Consider the following 24,651-nt stretch of genomic DNA (forward strand, 5'->3'; position numbering starts at 1 on the left):
ATCCCGATGCATTATGCGGTATTAGCAGTCGTTTCCGACTGTTATCCCCCACTCCGAGGCAGATTGCTCACGCGTTACTCACCCGTCCGCCACTAAGTTAAGAATTCCATCTCCGAAGAGATTTCCAAAATAACTCCGTTCGACTTGCATGTGTTAGGCACGCCGCCAGCGTTCATCCTGAGCCAGGATCAAACTCTCTAAAAATGTTATTAAAAGAGCAAAACGCTCATCTAATCGACTTTAGAGTCTGACGTGTCGGTTTAACTTTTAAAACAGAGTTCCGACTTCTGTTTGGATTCTACTAGAGTAAAAACTCAAGCGAATTTTCAGGTTCGTCACATACTATTTAAAGTAAGCATTTCGTTGTTTAATTTGCAAGGTGCAATGTTCGCTTCACCCTTTCGAGTGAAAGCTTATTTATTATACCAGACTCATTTCGCCCTGTCAAGAACTTTTTAACTTTTTTCGAAGTTTTTCAACTTCGAATCTAGTTTATCAAGTTCTTTCGGAACTTTTCGAGCTGGTTCGCTATCCTTTCGGACAGCTTATTTAGTATACCGCATTTCGAACCCTTTGTCAACAACTTTTTTCATTGTTTCCGAAGTTTTCTTTTCGCGGTCGCTGCTTTTGAAAAGCAGCTTAGTTAATATACGCCAACTTTCCCCTTTTGTCAACACCTTTTTTCCCGTTTTCGTCAAAGTTTTTCAAAACCGAAAGAAAGCGGCACAGAATGTGCCGCTTTCCCTGTAAACGCTTGTTTTAATGAAGCAAAATTAGGCCTTGCCGTTGCAGCCCAGAACATTGATCAGCTTATGGGTAACCATGTCCTTAACAGCCTGACGAGCCGGCTTGAGGTACTGACGCGGGTCAAAGTCAGCCGGATGCTCAGCAAAGTGCTTGCGGATGGTTGCAGTCATTGCCAGACGGATATCGGAGTCGATATTGATCTTGCAGACAGCCAGCTTTGCAGCCTTGCGCAGCTGATCTTCCGGAATGCCGATTGCGTCCGGCATGTTGCCGCCGTACTGGTTAACCATCTTAACAAATTCCTGCGGAACCGAAGAAGAACCGTGCAGAACGATCGGGAAGCCCGGCAGACGCTTGATGCACTCTTCCAGTACGTCGAAACGCAGCGGAGGCGGAACCAGGATGCCTTCCTCGTTGCGGGTGCACTGTGCAGCAGTGAACTTGTATGCGCCGTGAGAAGTGCCGATTGCGATTGCCAGCGAGTCACAACCGGTGCGGGATACGAACTCCTCAACTTCTTCCGGATGGGTGTAGCTTTCCTGACCTGCTTCTACAACAACTTCGTCTTCTACGCCAGCCAAGGTGCCCAGCTCAGCTTCTACAACAACGCCGTGTGCGTGTGCATATTCAACAACCTGCTTGGTCAGTGCAATGTTTTCCTCGAAGGGCTTGGAGGAAGCATCGATCATAACCGAGGTGAAGCCGCCGTCGATGCAACTCTTGCAGATTTCAAAAGAGTCGCCGTGGTCCAGATGCAGAGCGATCGGGATTTCCGGGCAGTTTTCAACCGCAGCCTGAACCATCTTTACCAGATAGTTGTGGTTTGCGTAAGCACGTGCGCCCTTGGATACCTGCAGAACGACCGGAGCCTTCTGCTCCTGGCAAGCCTCGGTGATACCCTGGACAATTTCCATGTTGTTTACGTTGAAAGCACCGACAGCGTAGCCGCCGTCGTAAGCCTTCTTAAACATTTCGGTAGTAGTTACTAATGGCATTTTAATAACTTCCTTTCGAATGAATTTGATTTTGCTTCATTTTTCACAAGCAATCCTAACAATATCTTACCAGTGTAACGTTGTAAAATCAAGCTTTTTGTTACCATTTTGTTGATGAAGCTGAAATTTCATAGAAAACCTGGAAAAGAAATTGATTTTACAGACGTTTTATGATATGATTTGAATGACTTGAAACGCCTGAATTTGGGTTGTAAGTTTTTTAGGAGGTATTTCAAAATGAGTGAATTAAAAGGCGCTTGCGTCATCGGTCAGTCCGGTGGCCCGACTTCGGTCATCAATTCTTCCGTTCTCGGTGCAATCGAAGCAGCGCTCGATTCGGATTCCATCACCCGTGTATTCGGCATGGCTCACGGCATCAAGGGCCTGCTCGATGATCAGCTCTACGATATCGATAAGGAAGACCGCGAAGAACTGAAGCTCCTGCGGTACACCCCGTCTTCGGCTCTGGGTTCCTGCCGCTACAAGCTGGCAGATCCGGATGTAGACGATACCGATTACAAGCGCATTCTCGAGATGTTCAAGAAGTATGACATCCGTTACTTCTTCTACAACGGCGGTAACGACTCCATGGACACCTGCAACAAGGTTTCCAAGTATATGATGAAGTCTGGCTACGAATGCCGCGTCATGGGCATTCCGAAGACCATCGACAACGACCTGTTCGGCACCGACCACTGCCCGGGCTTTGCTTCGGCTGCTAAGTATATCGCAACTTCCTGCATGGAAATCTATCAGGACGCTCGCGTATACGACACCGGCATGATCTGCATCGTTGAGATCATGGGCCGTCACGCTGGCTGGCTGACCGCAGCTTCTGGCCTGGCAACCGCAAAGGGTGCAGGTCCGGACCTTATCTACCTGCCGGAGACCGATTTCGACATGGACAAGTTCATTGCCGATGTCAAGAAGGTTTACGAAGAAAAGGGCAACTGCCTGGTAGCTGTTTCCGAAGGCATCCACTATGCAGACGGTTCCTTCGTTTCCGAGGCAAAGACCTCTGCAACCGACGGCTTCGGCCATGCACAGCTGGGCGGCCTGGCTGCTATGCTGGCAGAAAAGGTGAAGAGCGAGACCGGCGCTAAGGTTCGCGGCATCGAGCTGTCCCTGCTGCAGCGCTGCGCTGCACACTGCGCTTCCAAGACCGACGTAGACGAGTCCTACATGTCCGGTAAGGCTGCAGTTGAAAACGCAATCGCTGGCAAGACCGACTTTATGCCGGGCTTCAAGTGCACCCGTGATGCAAACGGCTACAAGTGCGAGATCGAACTGCTGCCGCTGTCCCAGGTTGCGAACACCGAGAAGAAGGTTCCGCGCGACTGGATCAACGAAGAAGGCAACGGCGTAACCGAGAAGTTCATCGAGTACGCAATGCCGCTGATCGCTGGCGAAAACGTAGGCCCGAAGGAAGACGGCCTGCCGCGCTTTGCTCAGCTCAAGAAGATCAAGGCAGAAGTTTAAAATATGCTATCCCGGCGGGGCCCTTTGGGGCCCCGCTTTTTTCTATCCAAACAAGTTGCATGAGATGGAGTGCACTCCAGGTTTTGTGATTTTGTGCAAGCCCCCAGAATTTACATTCTTCCCCCGACTTTGGTTGCATTCGCCCCGCGTCCAATGCTATACTGAACACAGAAGGACAAGAAAGGAATGAAGGATATGAATCCGTCTAAGGTTTATTTTTGCGATTTCCGCACCACACTGACCGAAAATCTTCCGCAAAAGCTCACCCGTTTGATGAAGACCGCCGGCATGGGGGAAATCGACTTCGATAAGAAATTTACAGCCATCAAGATCCACTTTGGGGAGCCAGGCAATTTGGCGTATCTGCGTCCCAACTGGGCCAAAACGGTCGTAGACTTTGTCAAGGAACGCGGCGGCAAACCGTTTTTGACCGACTGCAACACGCTCTATGTCGGCGGCCGCAAAAATGCGCTCGATCATTTGGATTCGGCGTATGTCAACGGCTTTTCTCCGTTCTCCACGGGTTGTCATGTCATCATTGCCGATGGTCTGAAGGGCACGGATGAAGCCTATGTTCCGGTAGAAGGCGGCGAATATGTCAAGGAAGCCAAAATCGGTCAGGCAATCATGGATGCGGACATCTTTATTTCGCTGACGCACTTTAAAGGCCACGAGGCAGCCGGCTTCGGCGGATGCCTGAAAAACATTGGTATGGGCTGCGGCTCGCGCGCCGGTAAAATGGAAATGCACAATGCCGGTAAGCCACAGGTCGACCCGTCGCCCTGCGTTGGCTGCGGCATGTGCCAGCGCATTTGCGCCCATAGCGCAATCACCATTACCGAGAAAAAGGCACACATTGACCATAATAAATGCGTTGGCTGCGGCCGGTGCATTGGCGTTTGTCCCACCGACGCGGTTGGCTGCGGGTATGATGAATCCAACATTGTTCTCAACCGCAAAATCGCCGAATACACCAAGGCAGTCGTCGATGGCCGTCCCTGCTTCCACATCTCGCTGGTCATCGATGTATCTCCGAACTGCGACTGCCATGCCGAAAACGATGTGGCACTGGTCCCGAATATCGGTATGTTTGCTTCGTTTGACCCGGTTGCACTCGACCAGGCTTGTGTCGATGCCGTTAATGCAGCACCTGCCAATCCGCAAAGCCTGCTGTTTGATGAACATGAACGTCATCATATCCACGATGCCCACGACCATTTCCATGCGGCGCATCCGGATACCAACTGGCAGTCGGCGCTTGAGCATGCAGAAAAACTCGGTCTCGGCACCCGGCAATATGAACTGGTTCGCCTGTAAGAATCCAAACCACCCCGTCACCATGCGGGGTGGTTTTTTTGTTTACCCGAAGTGCAGGGAATGGATTCCCCTTTTTCGGCAAATTATGATACAATAAAGGAAAACGATATGGATGGTTATGTATGGACAAAGAATATCTTCTGCACGAGCGGCCTCTGCGGGCATTGCTCGTTTTTGCATTTCCGATTCTGATTGGGAATTTGTTTCAGCAGTTTTACACCATGGCCGATTCGGTCATTGTTGGACGGTTTGTCAGCGAAAACGCTCTGGCCGCGGTCGGCGCCTCCTATTCCCTGACCAATGTATTTATTTCGGTCGCCTTAGGCGGCGGCATGGGGGCCGCGGTCATCACCAGCCAGACCTTTGGACAGCGCGATTATCGACGGATGAAGCGCTCCATTGCTACCGCTCTGTTGTCTTTTCTGGTGCTCAGTCTGGTGCTCAGCGCATTTGGTCTCGTATTCTGCCGACAGATCATGGATTTGTTACAGACACCCTCCAACATTCTGGACGATGCGACCGCCTATTTGCAGATCTATTTTCTAGGGCTGCCCTTCCTGTTTATGTATAATGTACTGTCCGCGATGTTCAATGCCCTTGGACGGTCCAAAATCCCGCTGGGTCTGCTGATTTTCTCTTCTGTGCTCAACATCCTGCTCGACTTGTACATGGTCTGTGTCCTTGGGCTCGGGGTGACCGGTGTTGCCTGGGCGACCTTGCTCGCTCAAGGGGTTTCCGCGCTCGCATCCTTTGTCATTTTTCTGCGGACCATTCGAAACTATGCCATTCCCCATCCCTATCGCTTTGACCTGTCCGAACTGCGGCAGATGGTGCGCATCGCGCTGCCGACCATTTTGCAGCAGTCGACCGTGTCCATCGGCATGATGCTCGTGCAATCGGTGGTCAACCGGTTTGGCGCCGAAGTACTGGCCGGATACTCGGCCGCGGTTCGCATTGAAAACATCTGCTTTGTGCCCATGGTCGCCATGGGTAATGCGATTGCTTCCTATACTGCGCAAAATCTGGGTGCCAATCAGATCGACCGCATCCGGCAGGGCTATCGTCTTTCCTATCGTGTGATTGCCTGCTTTGCCGTGATTTTATGTGTCATCCTGCAAGTGGCCTATCGCCCCTTGATTACCCTGTTCCTCGGCGAAGATGGTACCCCGGCAGCGTTGCAAACCGGTATGGATTATACCTGGTTTATCAGCTGGTTCTTTGTGCTGTTGGGCTGCAAGATGATTACCGATGGCGTTCTGCGTGGCGCAGGCGATATGCCGGTGTTTACGCTGGCCAATCTGGTCAATCTGGGACTTCGGGTGCTGATTGCTGTTTGCCTGGCGCCACGGTTTGGCGTTGCACTGGTTTGGTACGCTGTCCCCATCGGCTGGCTGGCCAATTATCTGATCTCGCTGGCCGAATATCGCACCGGCAAATGGAAAACGATTTTGAAAAAAACTGCCTGAATCCAAAAACTCCCCCTGCCTGCACGATGTGCCAAGGCAGAGGGAGTTTTTTTCAGTACAACGGCTGTACTGTATGGTCAGGATACGCTGGGGACATTGGTTTGCTTTTGGACCGGCCGAAAGACTTTGCGCCGCAGTACCAGATAACACACGACATGCGCACAGACGGTCAAAATCCACGAAATCGGATACGAGATGTACAATACAAATAGGGTATGCTGCCAACGGAAGATGGTAAAAATCCAGAAAATACGGAATACACAAGCACCTGCCAGGGATACCAGCATTGGCATGACCGAATATCCCATACCACGTACACTGCCTGCGACCACATCCATCATGCCGCATAAGAAATAGGTAACTGCTACCACGTTCAATCGTGCCATACCGTACGAAACGACTTCGGCCTCGCCCGAATAAATGCTCAGCAATTCGCGGCCAAAGAAATGCGCGCCATTGCCTAGCAGCAGACCGATACAGGTCACCAAAATCAGACACCGAATCAGAATTTGATCGATGCGTCCATACTGCCGGGCGCCCAGGTTCTGACTGGTAAAGCTGAGCGCTGTCTGATAAATCGCATTCATCGACGTATAGACAAAACCTTCGATGTTGGCCGCTGCGGTATTCCCGGCCACCACGATCGCACCAAAGGAATTGATGGACGACTGAATGAGCACATTGGAAATGTTGAAAATCACGCTTTGCAGGCCTGCCGGCAAGCCGATCTGCATCATACGGCGGAATTTATCCAGATGGAAGTGCATGTGTTTCAAATCCACATGACAAGCCCCATCCATTTGGGTCAGGCAATAGACGATCAGGCACGCCGAAATGATCTGAGCGATGACGGTCGCCGACGCAACACCTACAACCCCGAGATCGAGCACAATGACAAAGAACAGATTGCAAATTACGTTTACAACACCCGACATCATCAGGAAGTACAGCGGACGTCTGGTATCGCCCACGGCGCGCAAAACAGCGGCGCCAAAATTGTAAAGCATGGTGGCCGGCATGCCGATAAAATAAATACGCATGTACAGCACTGCCTGGTCGAGTACATCTTCCGGCGTTGCCATCCATTCCAGCATGGGGCGCGCCGCCAGAACGCCGACGACAATCAGGATCATGCCTCCCGTAATGGCTGTCCACAAAGCAGTTTGTACGGTTTCCTGGGCATCATCAAAATCATTGCCCCCGCAAAAACGTGCGATCAATACATTCGCTCCGACCGAAATACCGATAAAAAAATTGACCAGCAGATTGATTAGGGAACTGGTCGACCCAACGGCTGCCATCGCCTGACTGCCGGTAAAGCGGCCCACGACGATGATGTCAGCGGCATTGAACAAAAGCTGTAAGATGCCCGAGCAAATCAGCGGCAGCGAAAACAGCAGGATACGGCTGAGCAACGGCCCATTGCACATATCGATCTCATAGGATTTTTTCATTACGGTGAGGGGCTCCTTTCTCTCTGGCCCATGTCGTTTTGGGGATCCTACCCCCATACAGCCAGCCCACAAAATAGATTTACATTTTCTTTACACTTTCTTTGCTCACTATATCTTATTCCAACCCGAAATAGAATGCAATATCCCCCAAAGCCCAAATGCGATTTTCTCCCTTTTGACGGTTTTTCATCAAAAATACCGAGGAGTTTTCATCTGTCTTCCTGTTTGTCTAAACGAATCCGCCGTCCCATCGCCCGATTGGCTGCCCCCGCGGCACTGGCAGCGGTTCTTGCTCTTGCAATTTGATTGGAACCGTTTATAATAAAAGTATATAAAATTCCAAAAGCATACATTTTTTGCCGTTCATCGCGAACAGGGGGAACACTGTGGAACTGAATGTCCGTATTTTTGAGGATCAGCCGGCTGCGGTGCAGCAGCTGACACAAGCGGTGCAGGATTGGTGCGCCACACATCACTGTACTGTCCGCATCGCGTCCTATCCCAGCGAAGTATCGATCGATGACAACACGGCTTCTCAAACTGATATTTTCTTTTTTGATATTGAACTGGCCGGCGGTTCAGGGCTGCATGCCGCACAAGCCATCCGTTCTCATCATCCGCATGTTCCCATTGTCTTTCTGACCAACCATCAAAAATATGTTTTTGATGGTTATACCGTTCAGGCATTTCGTTATCTGATGAAGCCTATCACGCCCAAGGACTGTGCGTCCTGCATGGAACAGGCCTATGCGTTTTCCCAGTCCAAGCAGCAGCAAATGCTGCGCATCATCCAAAAAGGCCGCTGGTGGTTCCTGCCCATTGAACAGATCTTGTACATCGAAGCGACCGGGCATGTTTGCCGCATCCAAACCCAGCAGGAACAAATCGACTGCCGTAAAAGCTTTTGCGAGTTGCGGCAGGAACTCCCGCCCCATACCTTTATCCAGACCCACCGCTCGTATCTGGTCAACTATCGGTACATCCATACCCTGTCCGATAAATCGCTTTGTCTGGATGATGGAGAACAAATCCCGGTCAGCCGCAGCTATCGCCCGGCTGTCATCCAATTTTTAGCTACCCATCTTGGAGGAACTCTGTGACAATCCTAGAAAATATTTTGATTATCTTATCTTCTTTGCTGGACCAGGCCTTGCCGCTGCTGCTTTTCTGGCTGGTCATCCAGCCCAATCGTGACAAATTCCATTGGTCCTTTTATGGACTTTGCGTGGGTGTGTTCACGCTTTTCTGCTGTTTGCTCAGCTTTAGCGACATCCATTATCTTGTGAAAACCGCCTGGGTTGTTCTTCTTAAAATATTCTACTGCTGGACGATCTCGGAACATAAATTCGCGATATCCCTCTTTCTGCCGGTCGTGGATTTGGTCAGCATGTATGCCTGTGAAAGCAGTGTCCCGTTTGTTTTGGCACTTTTATTCCCGCATGTTTCTTTTTCGGACGTATCCGATACCTCATTTTTGATGGTATTTGGTATTTTAGAATCCCGCAGCCTGCTTTATTTGCTGTGGGGCGGCTGCATTCTGTTGCTGTACCGCCGCAAGCCGATCATTCATCCGCGTGCCATCCACACGTCGCAGTGGATTGCGCTGTGTTCGGGCATCGGGTTTCTAGCCAGCTTTGTGGTTGCATTCCAATGGGTGGCTAACCTGCACCCAGAAGCGATTCATTCGATTCTGGGTGCGTTTCCGATCATCTTTCTGATCATTACCATTCTGTTTTTCCTGCTCGCCCTCAGTTTGTCTTCCGAAGCCGAACGCAAATACCGTTTGGAAAACGAACTGCTCCAAGCCGAACAGCAGCTTGAGCAGCAAAAGGCCGTGTCCTCCATGTATGAGCAGATTCGAGGCGCACAGCATGATTTTCGCAACCACATGCAAATCATTGCTTCTCTGGCCGAGCAGCAGAATGATACCGAAGTGGTCAATTATGTCAAAGACATCCTGGGCTCCCTGGCTGCCAGTTCGGCGTTTGTCAATACCGGTGTGCCAGCTGTGGACGCTCTGATGAATTCCAAGTTTATCTATGCGAAAAAGCATAACATTCAGGTGTCAGCTGAAATCTGTTTCCCCGAACCGCTGACCATTACCATCTCAGACCTTTGTGCCGCTCTGTTCAATCTGCTGGACAATGCCATCGAAGCGTGTGAAAAAAATCAGCTTCCCGAAAATCGCTGGCTGGAACTGACCTTACATCAGGCCGACAGTTTCCTGGTCATTCGTTGCAGCAATCCCAGTGAAGTGCGACCCACCCAAGGCCGCAATGGATTCCGCACCAGTAAGCCTGGCGCACGGCACGGCATCGGGATGAAGCAGTTACAGCGCGTTGCCAACCGATACAGCGGCTTTTTCCATGCCACCTATCAAAACGGTATTTTCACCGCCAAGCTCGCCCTTTCCCAAGGCGCCAAAGTCGAGCACATTCACGCATCCTATATCAACACCGAGGAGGCACATTCCCATGTTCAAACGATGGAGTAATTTCCTAATTTCCCGCAATATCATTGCCCCGGAAGATGCTGAGGTGCAGGAATATGGCCTGTTCTGCCTGGTCGAAACCATTTCATTTCATGCAGCACAGCTTCTTTTGGCCATTTTTCTGCATCTGGTTCCGGAAACTCTGCTTTTTGATGCCACGTTCCTGCTGCTGCGCAGCCATACCGGCGGATATCATGCCTCGACTCCCATGCGCTGCTTTGTGATGAGCATTGCGGTCTGGGCTGGACTGATGCTGGCCTGCCACTATGTCCCGGTTGGGATTTGTCTGGCTCTGGGGCTTCTCGCGGTCCTGGTCATCTGGCGTATTGCTCCCCTGCCGCATGAAAACAATCCCTTCAGCCCCGAACGGCTCGTGCAAGTCACTCACCGAATGCATATCATTTTGATCCTTCTCGTGCTACTTTCTGGCCTTTTCCTTGCCTTGCAGCTGTGGATCTTTGCCCGGTTGGTGCTGCTGGTGCTGGTATGCATTGCCTTTTCGCTTTACATGGCCTGGCGCAAGTCGAATGTAAACATTTAAAAGTCCATAAAAACAGCCTGGGAGAAGCAGCTACACTGCTATCCCAGGCTGTTTGATTTTACGCGACAAAAGCCCAAAATTCTGCCTGTGTCACATAGATACAATATTCGACCTCGTTCTGTTCGTCTCCCACCACAACGCGTATCACGTGGCTGTTATCATCCAGTTCTGGTGTCTGGATTCCTTGCATGTTGGGAAACCAAATGGTTGTGATGTCCCGCATTTTGGTTTCTTCCTCTTCTTTCAGAGTCAGGTCCAAATATGCTGCCCACGCCTGTGCCATTTGCGACAGGTCCATTGGCTCAGTCCAAGTGTCGTCGGTCTGATTGCAGGCCACATGATATTGCAAGATCTTCCCGGTTTCATCATCCATTGACAGCGTTATAAAATAACGCTCAGAAATTGCATGAATCTCCCACTGCATCAGACTACATGCCGGATCGTGACTGTCGGCGGTAAACTCCACGCCGTTGACAAAGGTCTTAGTATACATACTGCTGCTTTCGGGCAGAAGACCAGATTCGTGCATTAGATCCATCTGCGTCCTAGCATTTTGCCGGGCTCTTTGGTGGTCATAATTGATACCCGTCTGAAAAACCATGGTTTGGGCATCTTCGTAGGTATTCTGTCCGCTGAGCAATGCCAGGCGCTGGGGCAAAGTATAGGTACTTTCTTCCCCCAGACGAATGGGCTCCATCTCGACCGTGTGAACGGTATTGATCTGCTGCATATCATGCCCGCGTGCCAGAAAAGCTGGCAGCGCTGCACATAAGAGCAACGCGACTGCCACCGCTCCCAGGCTGATGAAATGTTTACACTTCATAACGCAGCCCCCTCTCGGAAGCAGACGGTCACGGTCGTGCCGCGTCCCTCCTGGCTTGCAAAGGACAGCGTTCCCTGATGCAGTTTGACGATTTCGGCGCACAAACGCAGTCCCAGACCAACGCCACCGCTCGCACGCGCACGCGCCTTATCCACGCGGTAAAATGCTTCGGTCAAGCGTGGGATGGCTTCTGCCGGCATTCCGCGTCCGGTATCCTGAATGCTCATCCGCCATTCCCGATCCATCTTCCCGGCTTGCAGCGTAATGTGTCCGCCATCCGGCATGGCCTTGCGCGCATTGTCCAGCAAATTAATGACCAGTGTTTGAAACAAATCGGGTTCCACCAGCCAGACCGTATCATCGGTCTGACAAGAAAAGGTGATGCCTGCTTTCTGGAACCGCTGCTCAAACAGGCCACCTGCCTGCCGGATCAGTGCGCCCATATTGCAAGGCTTTTTGGCAATGTCCTGTTTTTGCAGGACGATCAGGTCGAGCAGTTTGTTGGACAGGCTTTCCAACCGCTTGCCCTCGGAAAAGATGTAATGCACCGCCTCGGCGCGGCTGGCAGGCGGCAGTTCAGTCGAACGCAGCAAATCGGCATACCCAATGATCGAAGTCATCGGCGTGCGCATCTCATGGGCAAACGAAGCCATAAATTCTTCCTGCCGTTCGACGGCACCTTGCAGCGCCTGAATATTTTTGGACAACCGGTTGGTCATCAGATTGAAATCGCGTGCCAGCTGGCCAATCTCATCCTGTCCTTGTTCGTCGGCCCGACGGGAAAGATCGCCCTCGGTAATGGCACGCGCGGTTTCAGCCAGAGCGGTCAACGACCCGGTCAGCCAGTGGGATAACAGCATAGCCGCCAGCGAGCCAATGACAGCCATCGCGCACAACAGGCCAACAAAGCTATGACTCAACGCCTTGCGCGCTTCATAAATGTCCTCGATCGGCCGCAAGGCTTCCAGATAAAACTTCTGTTTGCCATCGGTGAGCATGCCTGCCGTCTGGATCATGTGATTGCCATTGCTCTCCTGCTGCACCCGCCAAGCCATGGTCTTTTCATCGGCCTTCTCAATCAGGCCCGCTTGAAAGGTCTGTCCGTGATGAACCTGCTGATACAGCACCCGGCCTTGTCCATCGCTTAAACGGAACGACTGGCCGCTCTGCCGCTCCAGCGTGCGGATTGCGCCCGCCAGATCGCGTGCATCCCATTCCGCATTGCTGGTCGCTGCCGACAGCATCGACAGCGCCATGCGCTGTTCATCCTGTGCAGCGCCCGCTTCCTGGTTCAACGCATTGTCAAAGGACACGGTAATCAGCCATGCGCCCGATAGCCCGACCGAAAGCACCAACAGCAGTACAATCATCAGCCGCAGCTTATCCCGATAGCTCATTTACACCTCCAGGCGATAACCGATCTTATATACAGCCTTGATTTTGTCTTCCCAGCCTACTTTCTTGCGCAGCCGCTGCACATGCAGATCGACCGTGCGGCTGTCGCCCATGTAATCGCTCTGCCATACCCGCTCGTAAATCGTTTCGCGGTACAGGGCAATGTCCGGATTGCGCGCAAACAAAAGCAGCAGTTCAAATTCTTTCTTGGTCAGTGCAATGGGCACGCCATCTCGGCATACCGACCAGCTGGAAATGTCGATGGTCAGGCCGCCGATTTCGATGATGCGGTCCAGTTTGTGATACCGGCGCAGCACGGTTTCAACGCGCGCCAGCAGTTCTGCGATCTCAAAGGGCTTGACCAGGTAGTCGTCCGCGCCCAGTTTCAAGCCTTTGACCCGATCGGATACCGTGCCACGGGCGGTCAGGAAAATGACCGGAATATCCCGCGGACGAATATACTCCATCACTTCAAAGCCATCTGCCCCAGGGAGCATCACATCGAGCAGCACCAGATCAAACTGCTCCTGCTCAATGCGGTCGGCAGCCGCCAAGCCGTCGTATACGCATACGCACTGATAACCGGCCCCGGCCAGGCTGATGCGGATCAGCTCGGAGATCGGCTTTTCATCTTCTACAATCAGAACGCGTAACATATTCATCCCCTTTTTTCTCTCAAATTTGTGGTTTCCATCGTATAGGATGATTGTATCATATTTGCATCCCCTAGCGTTAGAAAAATTTTTCCTTTGTGTTTTTTGTTGCTTTTCCCCTGCAATGGCAAAAAATATGGTATACTAGAATCAGAAGTGTTGCGTACCCTGGTACGGGACGCGGGGATCCGCGAAACTGAGGAGGATTGTCATGAAAAACATCTTATTTGTCGCTTCCGAATGCGTTCCTTTTGTGAAAACCGGCGGCCTGGCTGACGTTGTGGGCGCGTTGCCGAAATCGCTCGACCGCACCAAATATGACGTGCGTGTGATCTTACCGGACTATGCGAGCATTCCGGCCAAATATCGCAGCCAGTTCCGCTACATCCATCATTTTTATATGGACCTCGGCCGTCTGGGCAATGTCTATGTTGGCATCATGACCTATGAAATGGACGGCATTACCTATTACTTTATTGACAACGAGCATTACTTCAGCGGAGAAAAGCCCTATGGCGATATCCACTGGGACATTGAAAAGTTCTGCTATTTCTCCAAGGCTGCGCTGGCGATCTTGCCGGTCATCGACTTCCATCCGGACATCATCCACTGCCACGACTGGCAGACCGGCGTGGTACCGGTGTTCCTGCATACACTGTTCAAGCCCAACCCGTTCTATCAGGGCATTCGCACGATTATGACCATTCACAACCTGAAATTCCAGGGTGTATGGGACATCCAGACCTTGAAACTGTACACCGATCTGCCCGATTATGTTTTCCTGCCCGACCGCATGGAATTTAAAAAGGATGCCAACATGCTCAAGGGCGGCCTGGTCTACGCTGACCGTATCACGACGGTTTCCAATACGTATGCCGAAGAAATCAAAATGCCCTACTATGGCGAAGGCTTGGACGGTCTGCTTCGCGCCAAATCGGACACGCTGTCCGGCATCGTCAACGGCATTGACTATGATATTTACAATCCGGCCAATGACCCCAAGTTGTATCAGACCTATACCACCAAGACCTTCCGTAAGGGCAAAGCGGCCAACAAGGCCCGCTTGCAGGAGGAACTCGGTCTGCCGGTCGATCCCGAAGTGATGATGCTTGCTATGATCACCCGTTTGACCGACCAAAAGGGCCTCGATCTGGTCGAATGGGTGCTCGGCCGTCTGCTCGATTCGCGCATTCAGTTTGTCGTCATCGGCACCGGCGACCCGCGCTATGAAAATCTGCTGCGCCACTATGAATGGTCGCGCAAAGATAAAGTCTCGGCCAACATTTATTTCAACGATGAGCGTGCTCATCGTCTGTATGCGGCTGCGGATGCCATGCTCATGCCGTCCCGCTTTGAGCCGTGCGGCCTGACCCAGCTCATTTCCCTGCGCTATGGTACCGTACCGATCGTGCGCGAGACCGGCGGTCTGCGCGATACGGTGGAAGCGTATAACCAGTTCGCCGGCACCGGCACCGGCTTCTCGTTTGCCAACTACAATGCTGATGAAATGCTGGGCACCATCTTCTATGCCGAGCAGATCTTCTACGATGACCGCAACGCCTGGGATGCTATGGCCGTACGCGGCATGGAAGCTGACTTCTCGTGGAACGAGTCGGCCAAGAAATATGAAGCCCTCTACGATTCTCTCACCTAACATCTCGCTTGCATTACAAAAAGGTAGACGCCCATGCGTCTACCTTTTTTCGTGCTCTCTTTAAATCGAATGCTGCATTTGCGCCCAATCTTCTGCAAAGGTTTTCTGTCCATCCACGGTCAGCGGGTGCATGAGGGACTGACGGTACAGTGCAAAGGGAAGCGCCGCATACGGTACGCCCATCTTGGCCAGGGCTTCCAGCTGATACAAGCTTTTGATGGAAGCTGCCACCACCGATACACCGCGGCGGCTTGCAATCTGCTGCACTGCTTCGACCATTTGCAGCCCATCCCCGCCGGCAAAGGCGTCGGTCCGCCCTACAAACGGAAAGACGTAGTCGGCACCAGCATTCATGGCCGCCACCGCTTGCGCCACCGTGAAAATCAGGGTCATCGCGCAGCGAACCCCTCGCCGGTGCAAAAGCTTGCAAAGCTCCAATCCTTCCGGACTAAAATTGATTTTGATGACAATGTTGGGATCGACTTGGGCGATTCGCTCGGCCTGCGCCAGCATGGTCTGTACATCGTCCGCAACGACCTCGCCGCTTAAAAATTCCAGTTCCTCTCGGGTGTATGTTTGCAGAAAATCGAGGATCTGCACCTTCTGTGCACGATACATGCTCGGATTGGCCGTAATCCCGCAAGCCCCCCAGGCCAGTGCCTGACCGATCTCCTCCGGATTGGCGCTGTCGATCAAATACTTCATCGGTTTCACACTCCTTTTTTCTCATTATATGCCAATCGCTTTCCATCCAGCAAGGGACCAATCTGTCAGGCTTTTGCCACAATGTTATGGGAAGAAGTGATAACAGTGCCTACATTGCATTTCTTCCAAATCTTTTTTATACTGAACGAAAGAAAGATTAGGAGGGTTTCAACATGTTTCAATACTATCAGCCCACAAAGATCTGCTTTGGCAGCAATCGCCTGGAAGATCTGGGCCGGATCGCTGCCCGGTATGGCAAGCGCTGCTTTCTCGTAACCTCGCCGGACGAGCCGCTCCGTCCCCTTTACGCTCGCGTCATCGCGCTGCTGGAGAAGGAAGGCATCTCGGTCTTCCACTTTGACCGGGTACAGCCCAATCCGACCGTTGAGATCGTCGAACAGGGCTTTGAACTTCTGAAACAGCATCCGGCAGACTTTGTTCTGGCTGTCGGCGGTGGCAGCAGCATCGACACCGCAAAGTCCATTGCCTTCACCCATGGTCAGGAAGCGATCGACTGGGATTATCTGTTCCAGAACTTCTCGTCCCCCTATGAGGACTATGCACCCTATTCGGAGACTGTACTTCCGCTTCTGGCCGTTCCCACCACTTCGGGTACTGGCTCGCAGGTCACACAGGCAGCGGTCATCTCACGCGGCAAGGAAAAGCTGACTTTCTACCATCCGTCGCTGTTCTCCAAGGTATGTATCGTCGATCCGACGCTCATGCTGACGCTGCCCGTACGCATGACCGCCGCAACCGGTTTTGATGCGTTTACCCATGCGTTTGAAAGCTATATCAATTCGCACGCTTCGCCGTACAGCCAGATGGATTCCATGCACGCTATGGAACTGGTGGTCAACAACCTGCCGAAGGCCATTCAGGACCCTTCCAACCTGACCTATCGCACCCAGCTTGCGCTGGCAGACACCTTGGCTGGCCGTGCGCTGTCCAACTCGGGCGCTGCGGCACCGCACCCGCTGTCTGAAATCATTGGCGGTATCACCCACTTGCCGCACGGCCAGGCACTGGCTGTGGTATTCCCGGCGTTTGTGGCTCAGATGCAGAGCAAGTATGCGCAGCAGTTTGCTGAGGTTGCCCGCCTGTTTGATCCGGCTGCAACCGACCTGTACACCGTTCTGTGTGACTTCCTCAAGCAGATCGGCCTGTTCTGCAAGCTGCGTGATTTTGATGTATCCGAACAGGACTTTGCCGAAATGCTGGCCTGCCCGGTTCTGGATTTCCTGCCGTTCGGCACCCGGGAAGAGTTGGAAGCGATTCTGAAAAATTCGTATTAAGGGTTTATCATGATGTATCAGATGGTTTGTTTGGATTTGGACGGCACGCTGCTGAATCGATCCCGTGCCGTCAGTATGGAAAACCGCAAGGCGCTCATCGACTGCCTGGATCGTGGGATCTACATCTATTTGGTGACCGGACGTCCCCCGTGTTTTGCCCGCTGGCTGGCACGGCAGATCGATCCCCGTATCCGGGTGATTTGCAGCAATGGCGCCTGGTATCAGCTCGGTTCAAAGGTCGTTCAGCATCCCCTGTCTTCGCAGGCCGTGCAGTTCCTGCTTGATATTTTGCAAAACTCGCCCACTACGACGATGTTTTTCAAAAACGAGCACCATATCTACACCAATGCGGACCATGATGACCGCTTTTTATACGACCATTTGAACGCAGATCTACCGCCGGAGGAACGGTGCGATTCGCACACCGGCCTATCGCCGGCACAACTCTCCGACCATCTCGACCAGGTTGTCAAAGTGCTGGTTTACGAGGAAGACCGTCCCCGTTTGCAGCAGATCTATGACCAAATTCAGGCGTATCCCACCCTGGAACCGACCGGTTGTGCACCGGTCGGATTCGATGTCGTAGCAACCGGTGTCGACAAGGCCCATGCGATCTCTCTGGTTTGCGATGATCTGCACCTTTCCATGGAGCAGGTCATCTGCATGGGAGATGGCGATAACGACATCCAAATGCTGCAACAAGCCGGTCTTGGCGTTGCCATGGGCAATGCCGATGATCTGGTCAAGGCCAGCGCTGATGTCTGCGCGCCGTCCAATGACGAAGACGGCGTTGCATGGGTCCTTCGAAACTATTGCCTCACAACACCTAACACCTAAACCTAACAAAAGAGCGATGCCAAACGGCATCGCTCTTTTGTTGCTGTAATCGCCAAAAAAGCTCTGCCCCGAAGGGCAGAGCTTTTCATTATAGATTCTGTCGCGCCTTTTGTGTGATCTTGCGAATGGTCTGCATGATGATGAACAGAGACAACAGGCTGAACCCTGCAATCCAAGCGTTTCCGGAGATGACGCCGGATGCAATGACCACGCTGCCGTCCAGGCAGAACAAGATGGTTGGCACCTTTAAAAACCGCAAGACATACTGAATCAGCAACGCGATGACATCGGTACCGCCTGTCGCGCATTGCCGGTTTAAAGCAATGCCGACCGCAGACCCGACCAGCACACCGCCAGCCAGCGCGGCAATCAGCGGGGCTACAAACCAGGGCAGGTTGCTGCATGCCCCGGAAAGGTCAAATACAGGCACCAGTTCCATAAACACCGGCGTAATCAGGGTAATGTAAAGGGTTTTGACACCAAAACCCTTTCCCAGCAAAACGGTTGCCAAAATCAGAAGCGGCACCGAAATCGCCAGTGACATATACGAAACTGGAATGTGCGTGATGAGTGAAAAAATAATGGACAAGCCTGTGATGCCGCCCGGCGCCAGGCCGGTCGACTGAAAGCACAGGTTGACCGCCATTGCGGTGAAAATTGCAGACAGCGTAATCCACAAAAAGTCTTTCACAATGGCTGTGACTCGCTGCTGCGTCATAGCAGAATTACAGTCCATACTTTTCTGCTGCTGCATCGATCGCTGCACGGCACTTACGGTAACCGCCTGCAGCACCTTCCGGATCCTTAAACAGGGCAGAAGACAGAACGATAACGTCCGGATTGCAAGCAATCAGCGGATCCATGTTGTCTGCACGCAGACCGCCATCGATCGCCAGTTCGCACTTCGGATTCTTTTCATCGATCATCTTGCGAGCGCGCTGTACCAGATCGGTTACGCTTCTGCGCCAGCCCCAGTTGTCCTTACCGTCGGTCTCATCCACGCCATGGGTTACGATGTGCAGACGGTCGATATCATAGATGGACTCTTCGACAAAGCACAGAGGAGTGTAGCAGCCGAGCGTCAGGCCAAACTTCAGGCCCATCTCACGGCACCAGTTGATGATGTAAGCCAGCTGTGCGCCGATGAAATGCTCCGCCGGCAGAACCAGCATATTGGCACCTGCTTCTGCGATCTGCTCGATGAACATGCGGTCCATGCTTACCGTGTAAATGTGGCACTCGATGGGAAGCTGGGTTACCGGACGAATGCCTGCAATGATCTGATGGCCGCCCATCAGCTTCATATTCTGCAGGTCGTGCATATCCGCTGCATCCGAGTGGATGTAATCCACACCTGCATCGCTGATTTCCTTGACGACACCGGCAATGTTGCCGTAATTAACATGCGCCAGACCAGCCGCAATCTTAATATGTTTCATAAGTAGATGACCTCCCGCGTCAATAATTATTATGTGATTATTGTAGGGGAATCAAACGCAAATTTCAAGAATCGCTCAAGCATGGAAAAGGGCGGATTGATGTGGCAAGAAGTCAACGTTCCTCTAGGAAAGACATGTCCCCCTGTCGGAGCGGATCGTTCTTTTCTTTATAATAGGTCTCGATGATGGACTTGACCCGCTGCATATCATGGTCATGCGGCAGGGCATGCAGCGTCAAAACCGGGATGTCACAGTCGAACGGCAAAGGCAGGGTCGATAAGATCAAATCAATATCGGTCAAATCGGTTTGCTCGATTGAAATGAAGGTCCGCCTGGACACCACTTCGATTTCCGGTACATGTTTCGCCAGTTTGCGCACAATCAAATTGCTTGCCGCCGGTCCCTGGTGGCAGACCAAAATGGTACGCAACGGTTTTTTCATGCGGTCCAGCGCTGCGGCCAGATGAATGCACAGATAGCCTGCTTCATCGTCACTGAAGTGGCATCCATACTTGGGTTCGAGCTGGCGCAAGCTGCGCTGTACGACCTGGAAGGTATTTTGATAATACGAATGGATTTCGTACATCAGGGGGTTTTCAATCCGGATGCCATGCCGGCAGCGTGTGATGGCTGGGCCCAAATGAGCTTGTAGCGCTTCCCGCAGTTCCGCATCCTGCTGAAAAGGACGCCGGAACATTTTACCCCACAGTTCCAACAGGTCTTGTGTCATTTGGATGACATCCTGCTGCTCCTGATCTGCCTGCTGGTTTTGTAGAGCCAGCAGATGGATTTGCAGGTATCGCCGCTCATCCTCCGGCAGCGAAATGTGCAGATGCTCTTCCAGCAAATCGCATAGTTCACACGCTTCTGGATAAAGGGGCTTCTGCTCGAGTTCCTCGACAAAATCTTCGGATAACACGACCTTTTTATCATCCATGACACGCAGGCATAGAATACAGATTTGCAGGAAGCATTCCAGCATGGTGGTAAACGGAAGTTCATGCCAGTATACGTGCTTCGCCTGCAAGAGCGCCTGTAAAATCCCATAAAAATCCTGCTCGGTATAGTCGAGCGCTGAGAACAAAAAATAATCCGGGCGTTGGGGCGTGCGTGTGCGCACCAATTCGGCCAGCATCTGATACCCTTTGTCCGCGGTCATAAGCGCAAACATCAGCGCTCGCAGATTGTGCTCCTTGCCCTCCAAACGAACGCCATGGTTGCTCTTACGAATCAAGGTAATATGATATTGCTCCAATAAGGGCTGCAACGCGATCAAATCCTTATGGATTGTCGCGCGGCTGACATACAATTCCGAGGATAGTTCATAAATGCGGCAGCGCTCGACACAGTTGATGATGCGCAGCCCAATGTAAATTTTCCGTGCCTGCGGGGTATAATCTTTCTGCCGCCGGCTGTTTCCCAAAATTTGCTCTAACAAACGCAGCTTCTGCTCTGCATCCCCTTCGATGCAAATCCCGCTGCCGGTTTTTTTGCATAACGTCATCTGATTTTCGGCCAACCATTCACTCACAGTCTGCAAGTCGTTTCGAATCGTCTTGTTGGACACTTGCAACATCGTGGCAATTTGCTGAATTGTCACAAATCCACTGGATTGCAGCAGAATGCGTATAATCTCCAGAGCTCTTTGCTTCTGCATAAAAATCCTCTCCCTGTGTTGGTCTCTCTTTTTATTGTAAAGGATTGCAGTTGCTTGTCAAGACGTGTCCCCGCGCTTCATCAAATGTTTTAAAATTACTATAATGAAAAAGTGACAAAAAGAATGATGGATCCATAGCTGTGTCCGGCAAAATCGTATTATAATAACTTATCTATATTTAGGGAGCTGAGCTGGATGACAGAATTTCAAAAACGATGGCACGCTTACGAACCAGAGTTTCTGGACGACTTAAAACAACTGGTTGCAATCGATTCAGTACGCGACACCGACCACGCCGCGGACGGAAGTCCCTTTGGCCCGCAGATTGCCCGTGCGTTTGATTGTTTCCTGCAAATCGCAGAAAAATGCGGGTTACAGACCCAAAATGTGCAGGGTTATGCCTGCGATGCCCGACTTGGGGCGCAGGACCATGGGTACATCGGGGTCCTGGGGCATCTGGACGTTGTGGAAGCTGGCGACCCTGCCCAATGGCATACCCCACCCTTTACCATGACGGCTGACGAACAAGGGATGCTGTATGGCCGCGGCGTCAACGACGACAAGGGCCCGCTTTTGGCGGCGCTATATGCGGTCCGCATCCTGCGGGACATGGAAATCCCCCTGCAATACGGCATTCGCGTCATTGCTGGCGGCGCTGAGGAAACCACCTGGGAGTGTATGCGGACCTATTTTTCTCATGAACCGCAACCGCTGATGGGCTTTTCGCCGGATGGTAACTTCCCCATCGTCAACGGTGAAAAGGGCATCCGCAAATACGATTTACTATTTGCCCGGGCAGACGCACATCCGGAACGCCCGGTACTGCACCATATCGCCTGTGCTACGCTGCATAATTATGTATGCGACCAAATATGTTGCCAAGTGGATGACGCTCCTTCGCTGTGCTTTACCGGACAGCGTACGCTGTCACGCAACCCCCAGCGCGGACAAAATGCTCTGTTTGCGTTTGCGCAGCATTTCCGCAATCTGCCGCTGGCACAGCCGGAAGCCAATGCCTGCATTGCCTTTTTGCACGACGCCCTGTCGCCCGACCCGTACGGGCAGGCCTGCGGCCTGTATTCGTCCGACCCGGATATGGGAACGACCTCGGTTTGCCCCACCGGTCTGGAAGAAAAAGAAGATGGACTGCACTTATATGTCGATGTCCGATATCCTCGCAGTATCACCCCTGCACAGCTAGATAAACGCTTCGAACAGCTTGGCACGGAATATGGCTTTGCATCTACTGTGGAAGATGAGAAACGACTGCTGTATGTAGCGCCCGACCATCCGCTTGTGCGCGCCCTAGGGCAGGCTTATACGCAAGTGACTGGCGAACCAGTTGCTTGCTTTACCAAAGGCGGTGCATCCTATGCCCGCGTTTTGGATTGCGGCATCGCTTTTGGCGCAACCTTCCCCGAAGAGGACACCCATCCGCATATGCCGAATGAATGTATGGCACTGTCGTCCCTGTCGCGCGCTGCCGAAATTTATTTCGAAGCGCTGTGCCGTTTGGCCGGGCAAGGAACTTGATATTTTGCCACAACAATATGGAACCAACCTGAATCACCGTTCGGTAGCCGACTGTGAAACATTATGCTAAAATACGTACATCACACAAGGGGGGCTTGATATGAAAAAAATTCAGGCAAAAATCCAAACTTTTGCAGGAGCCATGATGGTTCCGATCGTACTGTTGGTACTGGTTGGTTTTTATGTCGGTATCGGTAGTGCGTTTACTAACTACATCTTGCCCGAGGGAACATTCCTCTACAAACTGTTCACCATGATCTCCAACCTGGGCTTCTTGTTCATGAACAACTTGCAGCTCTGGTTTGCGGTGGCAATTGCGTTCACTCTGGCGAAAAAGGAAAAGGGCTGGGCTGCTTTTGCTGGCCTGATCATGTTCTTCTGCTACACGAAGGGCATTGAAGGCTGGGCTTCTCTGTCTGGCTGGACGCCGGAAACCACTTCGGTCGATGCGCTGATGGCAGCTGGCTATTCGCAGCTGGATGCACTCAACTTCAACGCACTGTGGTCGGAGTCGCTCGGTATCTTCTCCTACAACATGGGTATCTTCTCCGGTATCATCTGCGGTCTGCTTGCCGCCTGGGTACACAACCGCCTGGTCGACACGCAGTTCCCCAACATGTTCGCATTCTTTGCTGGTGCAAAGTTTGTTATCATCGTTGTATCCCTGGTGTCCATCCCGGCAGCAATTGCTACGTACTACATCTGGCCGTACATTGCATCGGCATTGCAGAGCCTGACCTCTTTCATCAGCGCAAGCGGTCTGTTCGGCACCTGGCTGTTCGGTACCATGGATAAGGCACTGCTTCCGTTCGGTATCCACCACCTGATCGCCTTCCCGATCGAATATTCCCAGGTCGGCGGTACAATGACCATCGACGGCGTTGTATACGAAGGCGTACGTAACATCATCAACGGTCAGGCAGCAAGCGCAGACGCAACTGGCTACCTGATCCGTAACTTCACCAGTGGTCGTATCCTGTTCCAGCTGGCTGGTCTCCCCGGCGCAACACTGGCAATGTACCACTGTGCAAAACCCGAAAACCGCAAGAAGGTAGCAGCACTTCTGGTTCCCGCCGTATTTACTCTGATGATTGTCGGTGTATCCGAGCCGATCGAGTATACGTTCCTGTTTGTTGCTCCCCTGCTGTACTGGCTGGTATATGCCCCGCTTTGCGGCCTGTGCTATGTTGTAGCCGAGCTTGCAAAGATCTCGATCAACGGACATGCGTTGTTCTTCATGATCCCCAACCTGTTCCAGCCCCAGAAGGTACATGCTATGGCACTGCTCTGGCTGCTGCCGCTGACCTTTGTTGTATACTACTTTGCTTTCAAGTTCGTCATCTGCAAGTTCAACCTCAAGACACCGGGACGTGGCGACAGCGAAATCAAGCTGATGAGCAAGAAGGAATACCAAGCAGCGAAAAACGGCCCGCAGGGCGCTGATGCGGTGTCGGCTTCCAATTCTGACAAGCTTGAAGTACGCATCATCGAAGCACTGGGCGGCAAGGATAACATTCTAAATGTGACCTGCTGCGCGACCCGTCTCCGCGTAACGCTCAAGGACGAATCGCTCGCTGTGCCGGACGATGTTTGGAAGGGTGAATTGGAAGCACTCGGTGTCGTACACGCACAAGAATCGTTGCAGATCATCTACGGTGTGCGCGTACAGAACATCACCACTTCGGTCAAGGATATCCTTGGCATGGACTAACTTTTACAACCCCTTTTATTTCTCAATACGAATGCAGACAGAGCAGCGGCGGTTTTGATACTTCAAAACCGCCGCTGTTCTTTTGTATGGCCTGCCCTCAGGGGCAGGCATTTTTTATTCTTGCGGGATTTTGGATAGAGTCTTGACAAGAGGTTAGCACAGGCATACAATAATGTTAACCCCAGTTAACAAACAAGGGAACATTGAAACGAGGAAGAACAATGAAAACCTTAGCCAACTTAAAACCGGGCCAAACCGGCGTGGTGCATTCGCTCACAGCCGAAGGCGCGGTCAAACAGCGCTTCCTGGATATGGGCATCACGCGCGGTGTGCATGTCCTGCTGGAACGGCGTGCGCCGTTTGGCGATCCGATTGCGGTACGCCTGCGCGGATACAGCCTGTCCCTGCGCAAGGAAGAAGCCAAGAAAATCTGTATTGAGGATTGGAACTGAGACAACA

General features: G+C 52.1%; 21 protein-coding genes and 1 rRNA gene (1 of these 22 running past the window's edge). 12 read left to right on the plus strand and 10 right to left on the minus strand.

What is annotated here, in order from left to right; genetic code table 11:
- Positions 1–204 (minus strand): 16S ribosomal RNA (locus EFB11_RS03415); it reaches 1,324 nt to the left of the window's first position.
- A gap of 569 nt (positions 205–773) precedes the next feature.
- Positions 774–1,742, minus strand: coding sequence for a class II fructose-1,6-bisphosphate aldolase (fba, locus tag EFB11_RS03420; protein WP_122788931.1), 969 nt, complete (start codon positions 1,740–1,742; stop codon positions 774–776).
- Positions 1,743–1,979: 237 nt separating this feature from the next.
- Here fba and EFB11_RS03425 point away from each other — a divergent pair, with 237 nt between their 5' ends.
- From EFB11_RS03425 to EFB11_RS03435, 3 genes are all read left to right on the plus strand, one after another.
- Entirely contained in the window at positions 1,980–3,221 is a 1,242-nt protein-coding gene (locus EFB11_RS03425) for a 6-phosphofructokinase (protein WP_122788932.1), read from the plus strand.
- A 195-nt stretch (positions 3,222–3,416) separates the two neighbouring features.
- The gene (locus EFB11_RS03430) at positions 3,417–4,538 is read left to right on the plus strand and encodes a DUF362 domain-containing protein (protein ID WP_122789710.1); all 1,122 of its coding nucleotides are present in this window, start codon (positions 3,417–3,419) and stop codon (positions 4,536–4,538) included.
- Positions 4,539–4,660: 122 nt separating this feature from the next.
- On the plus strand, positions 4,661–6,004 hold the full coding sequence (locus EFB11_RS03435) for an MATE family efflux transporter (RefSeq protein WP_122788933.1): 1,344 nt from the start codon (positions 4,661–4,663) through the stop codon (positions 6,002–6,004).
- 77 nt (positions 6,005–6,081) lie between these two features.
- On the opposite strand, the gene EFB11_RS03440 is transcribed toward EFB11_RS03435, so the two are convergent.
- Entirely contained in the window at positions 6,082–7,458 is a 1,377-nt protein-coding gene (locus tag EFB11_RS03440; RefSeq protein ID WP_122788934.1) for an MATE family efflux transporter, read from the minus strand.
- Between the two features lie 386 nt (positions 7,459–7,844).
- Here EFB11_RS03440 and EFB11_RS03445 point away from each other — a divergent pair, with 386 nt between their 5' ends.
- From EFB11_RS03445 to EFB11_RS03455, 3 genes are read left to right on the plus strand one after another with little or no spacing between them, the layout of a single operon-like run.
- On the plus strand, positions 7,845–8,558 hold the full coding sequence (locus tag EFB11_RS03445; protein WP_164706584.1) for a LytR/AlgR family response regulator transcription factor: 714 nt from the start codon (positions 7,845–7,847) through the stop codon (positions 8,556–8,558).
- A complete protein-coding gene (locus tag EFB11_RS03450) occupies positions 8,555–9,952 on the plus strand; it encodes a sensor histidine kinase (protein WP_122788936.1) in 1,398 nt (465 codons plus the stop codon). The genes EFB11_RS03445 and EFB11_RS03450 overlap by 4 nt, the downstream gene beginning before the upstream one ends.
- A complete protein-coding gene (locus tag EFB11_RS03455; protein ID WP_164706585.1) occupies positions 9,933–10,490 on the plus strand; it encodes an accessory gene regulator B family protein in 558 nt (185 codons plus the stop codon). The genes EFB11_RS03450 and EFB11_RS03455 overlap by 20 nt, the downstream gene beginning before the upstream one ends.
- Before the next feature lie 58 nt (positions 10,491–10,548).
- Here EFB11_RS03455 and EFB11_RS03460 read toward each other — a convergent pair whose 3' ends face one another.
- From EFB11_RS03460 to EFB11_RS03470, 3 genes are read right to left on the minus strand one after another with little or no spacing between them, the layout of a single operon-like run.
- Positions 10,549–11,313: a hypothetical protein gene (locus EFB11_RS03460; protein ID WP_122788938.1), complete on the minus strand. Its 765-nt coding sequence runs from the start codon at positions 11,311–11,313 to the stop codon at positions 10,549–10,551.
- On the minus strand, positions 11,310–12,710 hold the full coding sequence (locus tag EFB11_RS03465) for a sensor histidine kinase (RefSeq protein WP_122788939.1): 1,401 nt from the start codon (positions 12,708–12,710) through the stop codon (positions 11,310–11,312). Before EFB11_RS03465 ends, EFB11_RS03460 begins: the two co-directional genes overlap by 4 nt.
- On the minus strand, positions 12,711–13,364 hold the full coding sequence (locus EFB11_RS03470; protein WP_122788940.1) for a response regulator transcription factor: 654 nt from the start codon (positions 13,362–13,364) through the stop codon (positions 12,711–12,713).
- Between the two features lie 208 nt (positions 13,365–13,572).
- Between EFB11_RS03470 and glgA the strand changes: the two genes are divergently transcribed.
- On the plus strand, positions 13,573–15,015 hold the full coding sequence (glgA, locus tag EFB11_RS03475) for a glycogen synthase GlgA (protein ID WP_122788941.1): 1,443 nt from the start codon (positions 13,573–13,575) through the stop codon (positions 15,013–15,015).
- 60 nt (positions 15,016–15,075) lie between these two features.
- On the opposite strand, the gene EFB11_RS03480 is transcribed toward glgA, so the two are convergent.
- Complete coding sequence (locus tag EFB11_RS03480) at positions 15,076–15,720, minus strand: transaldolase family protein (RefSeq protein ID WP_122788942.1); 645 nt, start codon at positions 15,718–15,720, stop codon at positions 15,076–15,078.
- A gap of 173 nt (positions 15,721–15,893) precedes the next feature.
- On the opposite strand from EFB11_RS03480, the gene EFB11_RS03485 reads away from it, so the two are divergent.
- Positions 15,894–17,015, plus strand: coding sequence for an iron-containing alcohol dehydrogenase (locus EFB11_RS03485; RefSeq protein ID WP_122788943.1), 1,122 nt, complete (start codon positions 15,894–15,896; stop codon positions 17,013–17,015).
- Between the two features lie 9 nt (positions 17,016–17,024).
- On the plus strand, positions 17,025–17,852 hold the full coding sequence (locus EFB11_RS03490; RefSeq protein WP_122788944.1) for a Cof-type HAD-IIB family hydrolase: 828 nt from the start codon (positions 17,025–17,027) through the stop codon (positions 17,850–17,852).
- Positions 17,853–17,940: 88 nt separating this feature from the next.
- Here EFB11_RS03490 and EFB11_RS03495 read toward each other — a convergent pair whose 3' ends face one another.
- The 3 genes from EFB11_RS03495 to EFB11_RS03505 form a co-directional block, all read right to left on the minus strand.
- On the minus strand, positions 17,941–18,588 hold the full coding sequence (locus EFB11_RS03495; protein WP_243115155.1) for a YitT family protein: 648 nt from the start codon (positions 18,586–18,588) through the stop codon (positions 17,941–17,943).
- On the minus strand, positions 18,578–19,291 hold the full coding sequence (locus EFB11_RS03500) for a ribulose-phosphate 3-epimerase (RefSeq protein ID WP_122788946.1): 714 nt from the start codon (positions 19,289–19,291) through the stop codon (positions 18,578–18,580). The genes EFB11_RS03495 and EFB11_RS03500 overlap by 11 nt, the downstream gene beginning before the upstream one ends.
- Before the next feature lie 112 nt (positions 19,292–19,403).
- Complete coding sequence (locus EFB11_RS03505) at positions 19,404–20,948, minus strand: BglG family transcription antiterminator (protein ID WP_122788947.1); 1,545 nt, start codon at positions 20,946–20,948, stop codon at positions 19,404–19,406.
- A 195-nt stretch (positions 20,949–21,143) separates the two neighbouring features.
- Here EFB11_RS03505 and EFB11_RS03510 point away from each other — a divergent pair, with 195 nt between their 5' ends.
- The 3 genes from EFB11_RS03510 (at position 21,144) to EFB11_RS03520 (ending at position 24,644) form a co-directional block, all read left to right on the plus strand.
- Positions 21,144–22,481: a Sapep family Mn(2+)-dependent dipeptidase gene (locus tag EFB11_RS03510; RefSeq protein ID WP_122788948.1), complete on the plus strand. Its 1,338-nt coding sequence runs from the start codon at positions 21,144–21,146 to the stop codon at positions 22,479–22,481.
- Between the two features lie 100 nt (positions 22,482–22,581).
- Positions 22,582–24,192, plus strand: coding sequence for a PTS transporter subunit EIIC (locus EFB11_RS03515; protein WP_122788949.1), 1,611 nt, complete (start codon positions 22,582–22,584; stop codon positions 24,190–24,192).
- 221 nt (positions 24,193–24,413) lie between these two features.
- Positions 24,414–24,644 (plus strand): FeoA family protein, encoded by a 231-nt coding sequence (locus EFB11_RS03520; RefSeq protein ID WP_122788950.1) that lies wholly within the window; start codon positions 24,414–24,416, stop codon positions 24,642–24,644.
- Positions 24,645–24,651: the final 7 nt, after the last annotated feature.

This window comes from Intestinibacillus sp. Marseille-P6563, from assembly GCF_900604335.1.
Lineage (GTDB): Bacteria > Bacillota > Clostridia > Oscillospirales > Butyricicoccaceae > Butyricicoccus_B.

Bases quoted from the DNA above. Each gene is read 5' to 3' on its own strand.
- glgA (WP_122788941.1), top strand. From the start codon at position 13,573: ATGAAAAACATCTTATTTGTCGCTTCCGAATGCGTTCCTTTTGTGAAA.
- EFB11_RS03440 (WP_122788934.1), bottom strand. From the start codon at position 7,458: ATGAAAAAATCCTATGAGATCGATATGTGCAATGGGCCGTTGCTCAGC.
- EFB11_RS03460 (WP_122788938.1), bottom strand. From the start codon at position 11,313: ATGAAGTGTAAACATTTCATCAGCCTGGGAGCGGTGGCAGTCGCGTTG.
- EFB11_RS03465 (WP_122788939.1), bottom strand. From the start codon at position 12,710: ATGAGCTATCGGGATAAGCTGCGGCTGATGATTGTACTGCTGTTGGTG.
- EFB11_RS03455 (WP_164706585.1), top strand. From the start codon at position 9,933: ATGTTCAAACGATGGAGTAATTTCCTAATTTCCCGCAATATCATTGCC.
- EFB11_RS03480 (WP_122788942.1), bottom strand. From the start codon at position 15,720: ATGAAGTATTTGATCGACAGCGCCAATCCGGAGGAGATCGGTCAGGCA.
- EFB11_RS03470 (WP_122788940.1), bottom strand. From the start codon at position 13,364: ATGTTACGCGTTCTGATTGTAGAAGATGAAAAGCCGATCTCCGAGCTG.
- EFB11_RS03520 (WP_122788950.1), top strand. From the start codon at position 24,414: ATGAAAACCTTAGCCAACTTAAAACCGGGCCAAACCGGCGTGGTGCAT.
- EFB11_RS03505 (WP_122788947.1), bottom strand. From the start codon at position 20,948: ATGCAGAAGCAAAGAGCTCTGGAGATTATACGCATTCTGCTGCAATCC.
- EFB11_RS03500 (WP_122788946.1), bottom strand. From the start codon at position 19,291: ATGAAACATATTAAGATTGCGGCTGGTCTGGCGCATGTTAATTACGGC.
- EFB11_RS03515 (WP_122788949.1), top strand. From the start codon at position 22,582: ATGAAAAAAATTCAGGCAAAAATCCAAACTTTTGCAGGAGCCATGATG.
- EFB11_RS03485 (WP_122788943.1), top strand. From the start codon at position 15,894: ATGTTTCAATACTATCAGCCCACAAAGATCTGCTTTGGCAGCAATCGC.
- EFB11_RS03490 (WP_122788944.1), top strand. From the start codon at position 17,025: ATGATGTATCAGATGGTTTGTTTGGATTTGGACGGCACGCTGCTGAAT.
- EFB11_RS03495 (WP_243115155.1), bottom strand. From the start codon at position 18,588: ATGGACTGTAATTCTGCTATGACGCAGCAGCGAGTCACAGCCATTGTG.
- EFB11_RS03425 (WP_122788932.1), top strand. From the start codon at position 1,980: ATGAGTGAATTAAAAGGCGCTTGCGTCATCGGTCAGTCCGGTGGCCCG.
- EFB11_RS03435 (WP_122788933.1), top strand. From the start codon at position 4,661: ATGGACAAAGAATATCTTCTGCACGAGCGGCCTCTGCGGGCATTGCTC.
- fba (WP_122788931.1), bottom strand. From the start codon at position 1,742: ATGCCATTAGTAACTACTACCGAAATGTTTAAGAAGGCTTACGACGGC.
- EFB11_RS03430 (WP_122789710.1), top strand. From the start codon at position 3,417: ATGAATCCGTCTAAGGTTTATTTTTGCGATTTCCGCACCACACTGACC.
- EFB11_RS03510 (WP_122788948.1), top strand. From the start codon at position 21,144: ATGACAGAATTTCAAAAACGATGGCACGCTTACGAACCAGAGTTTCTG.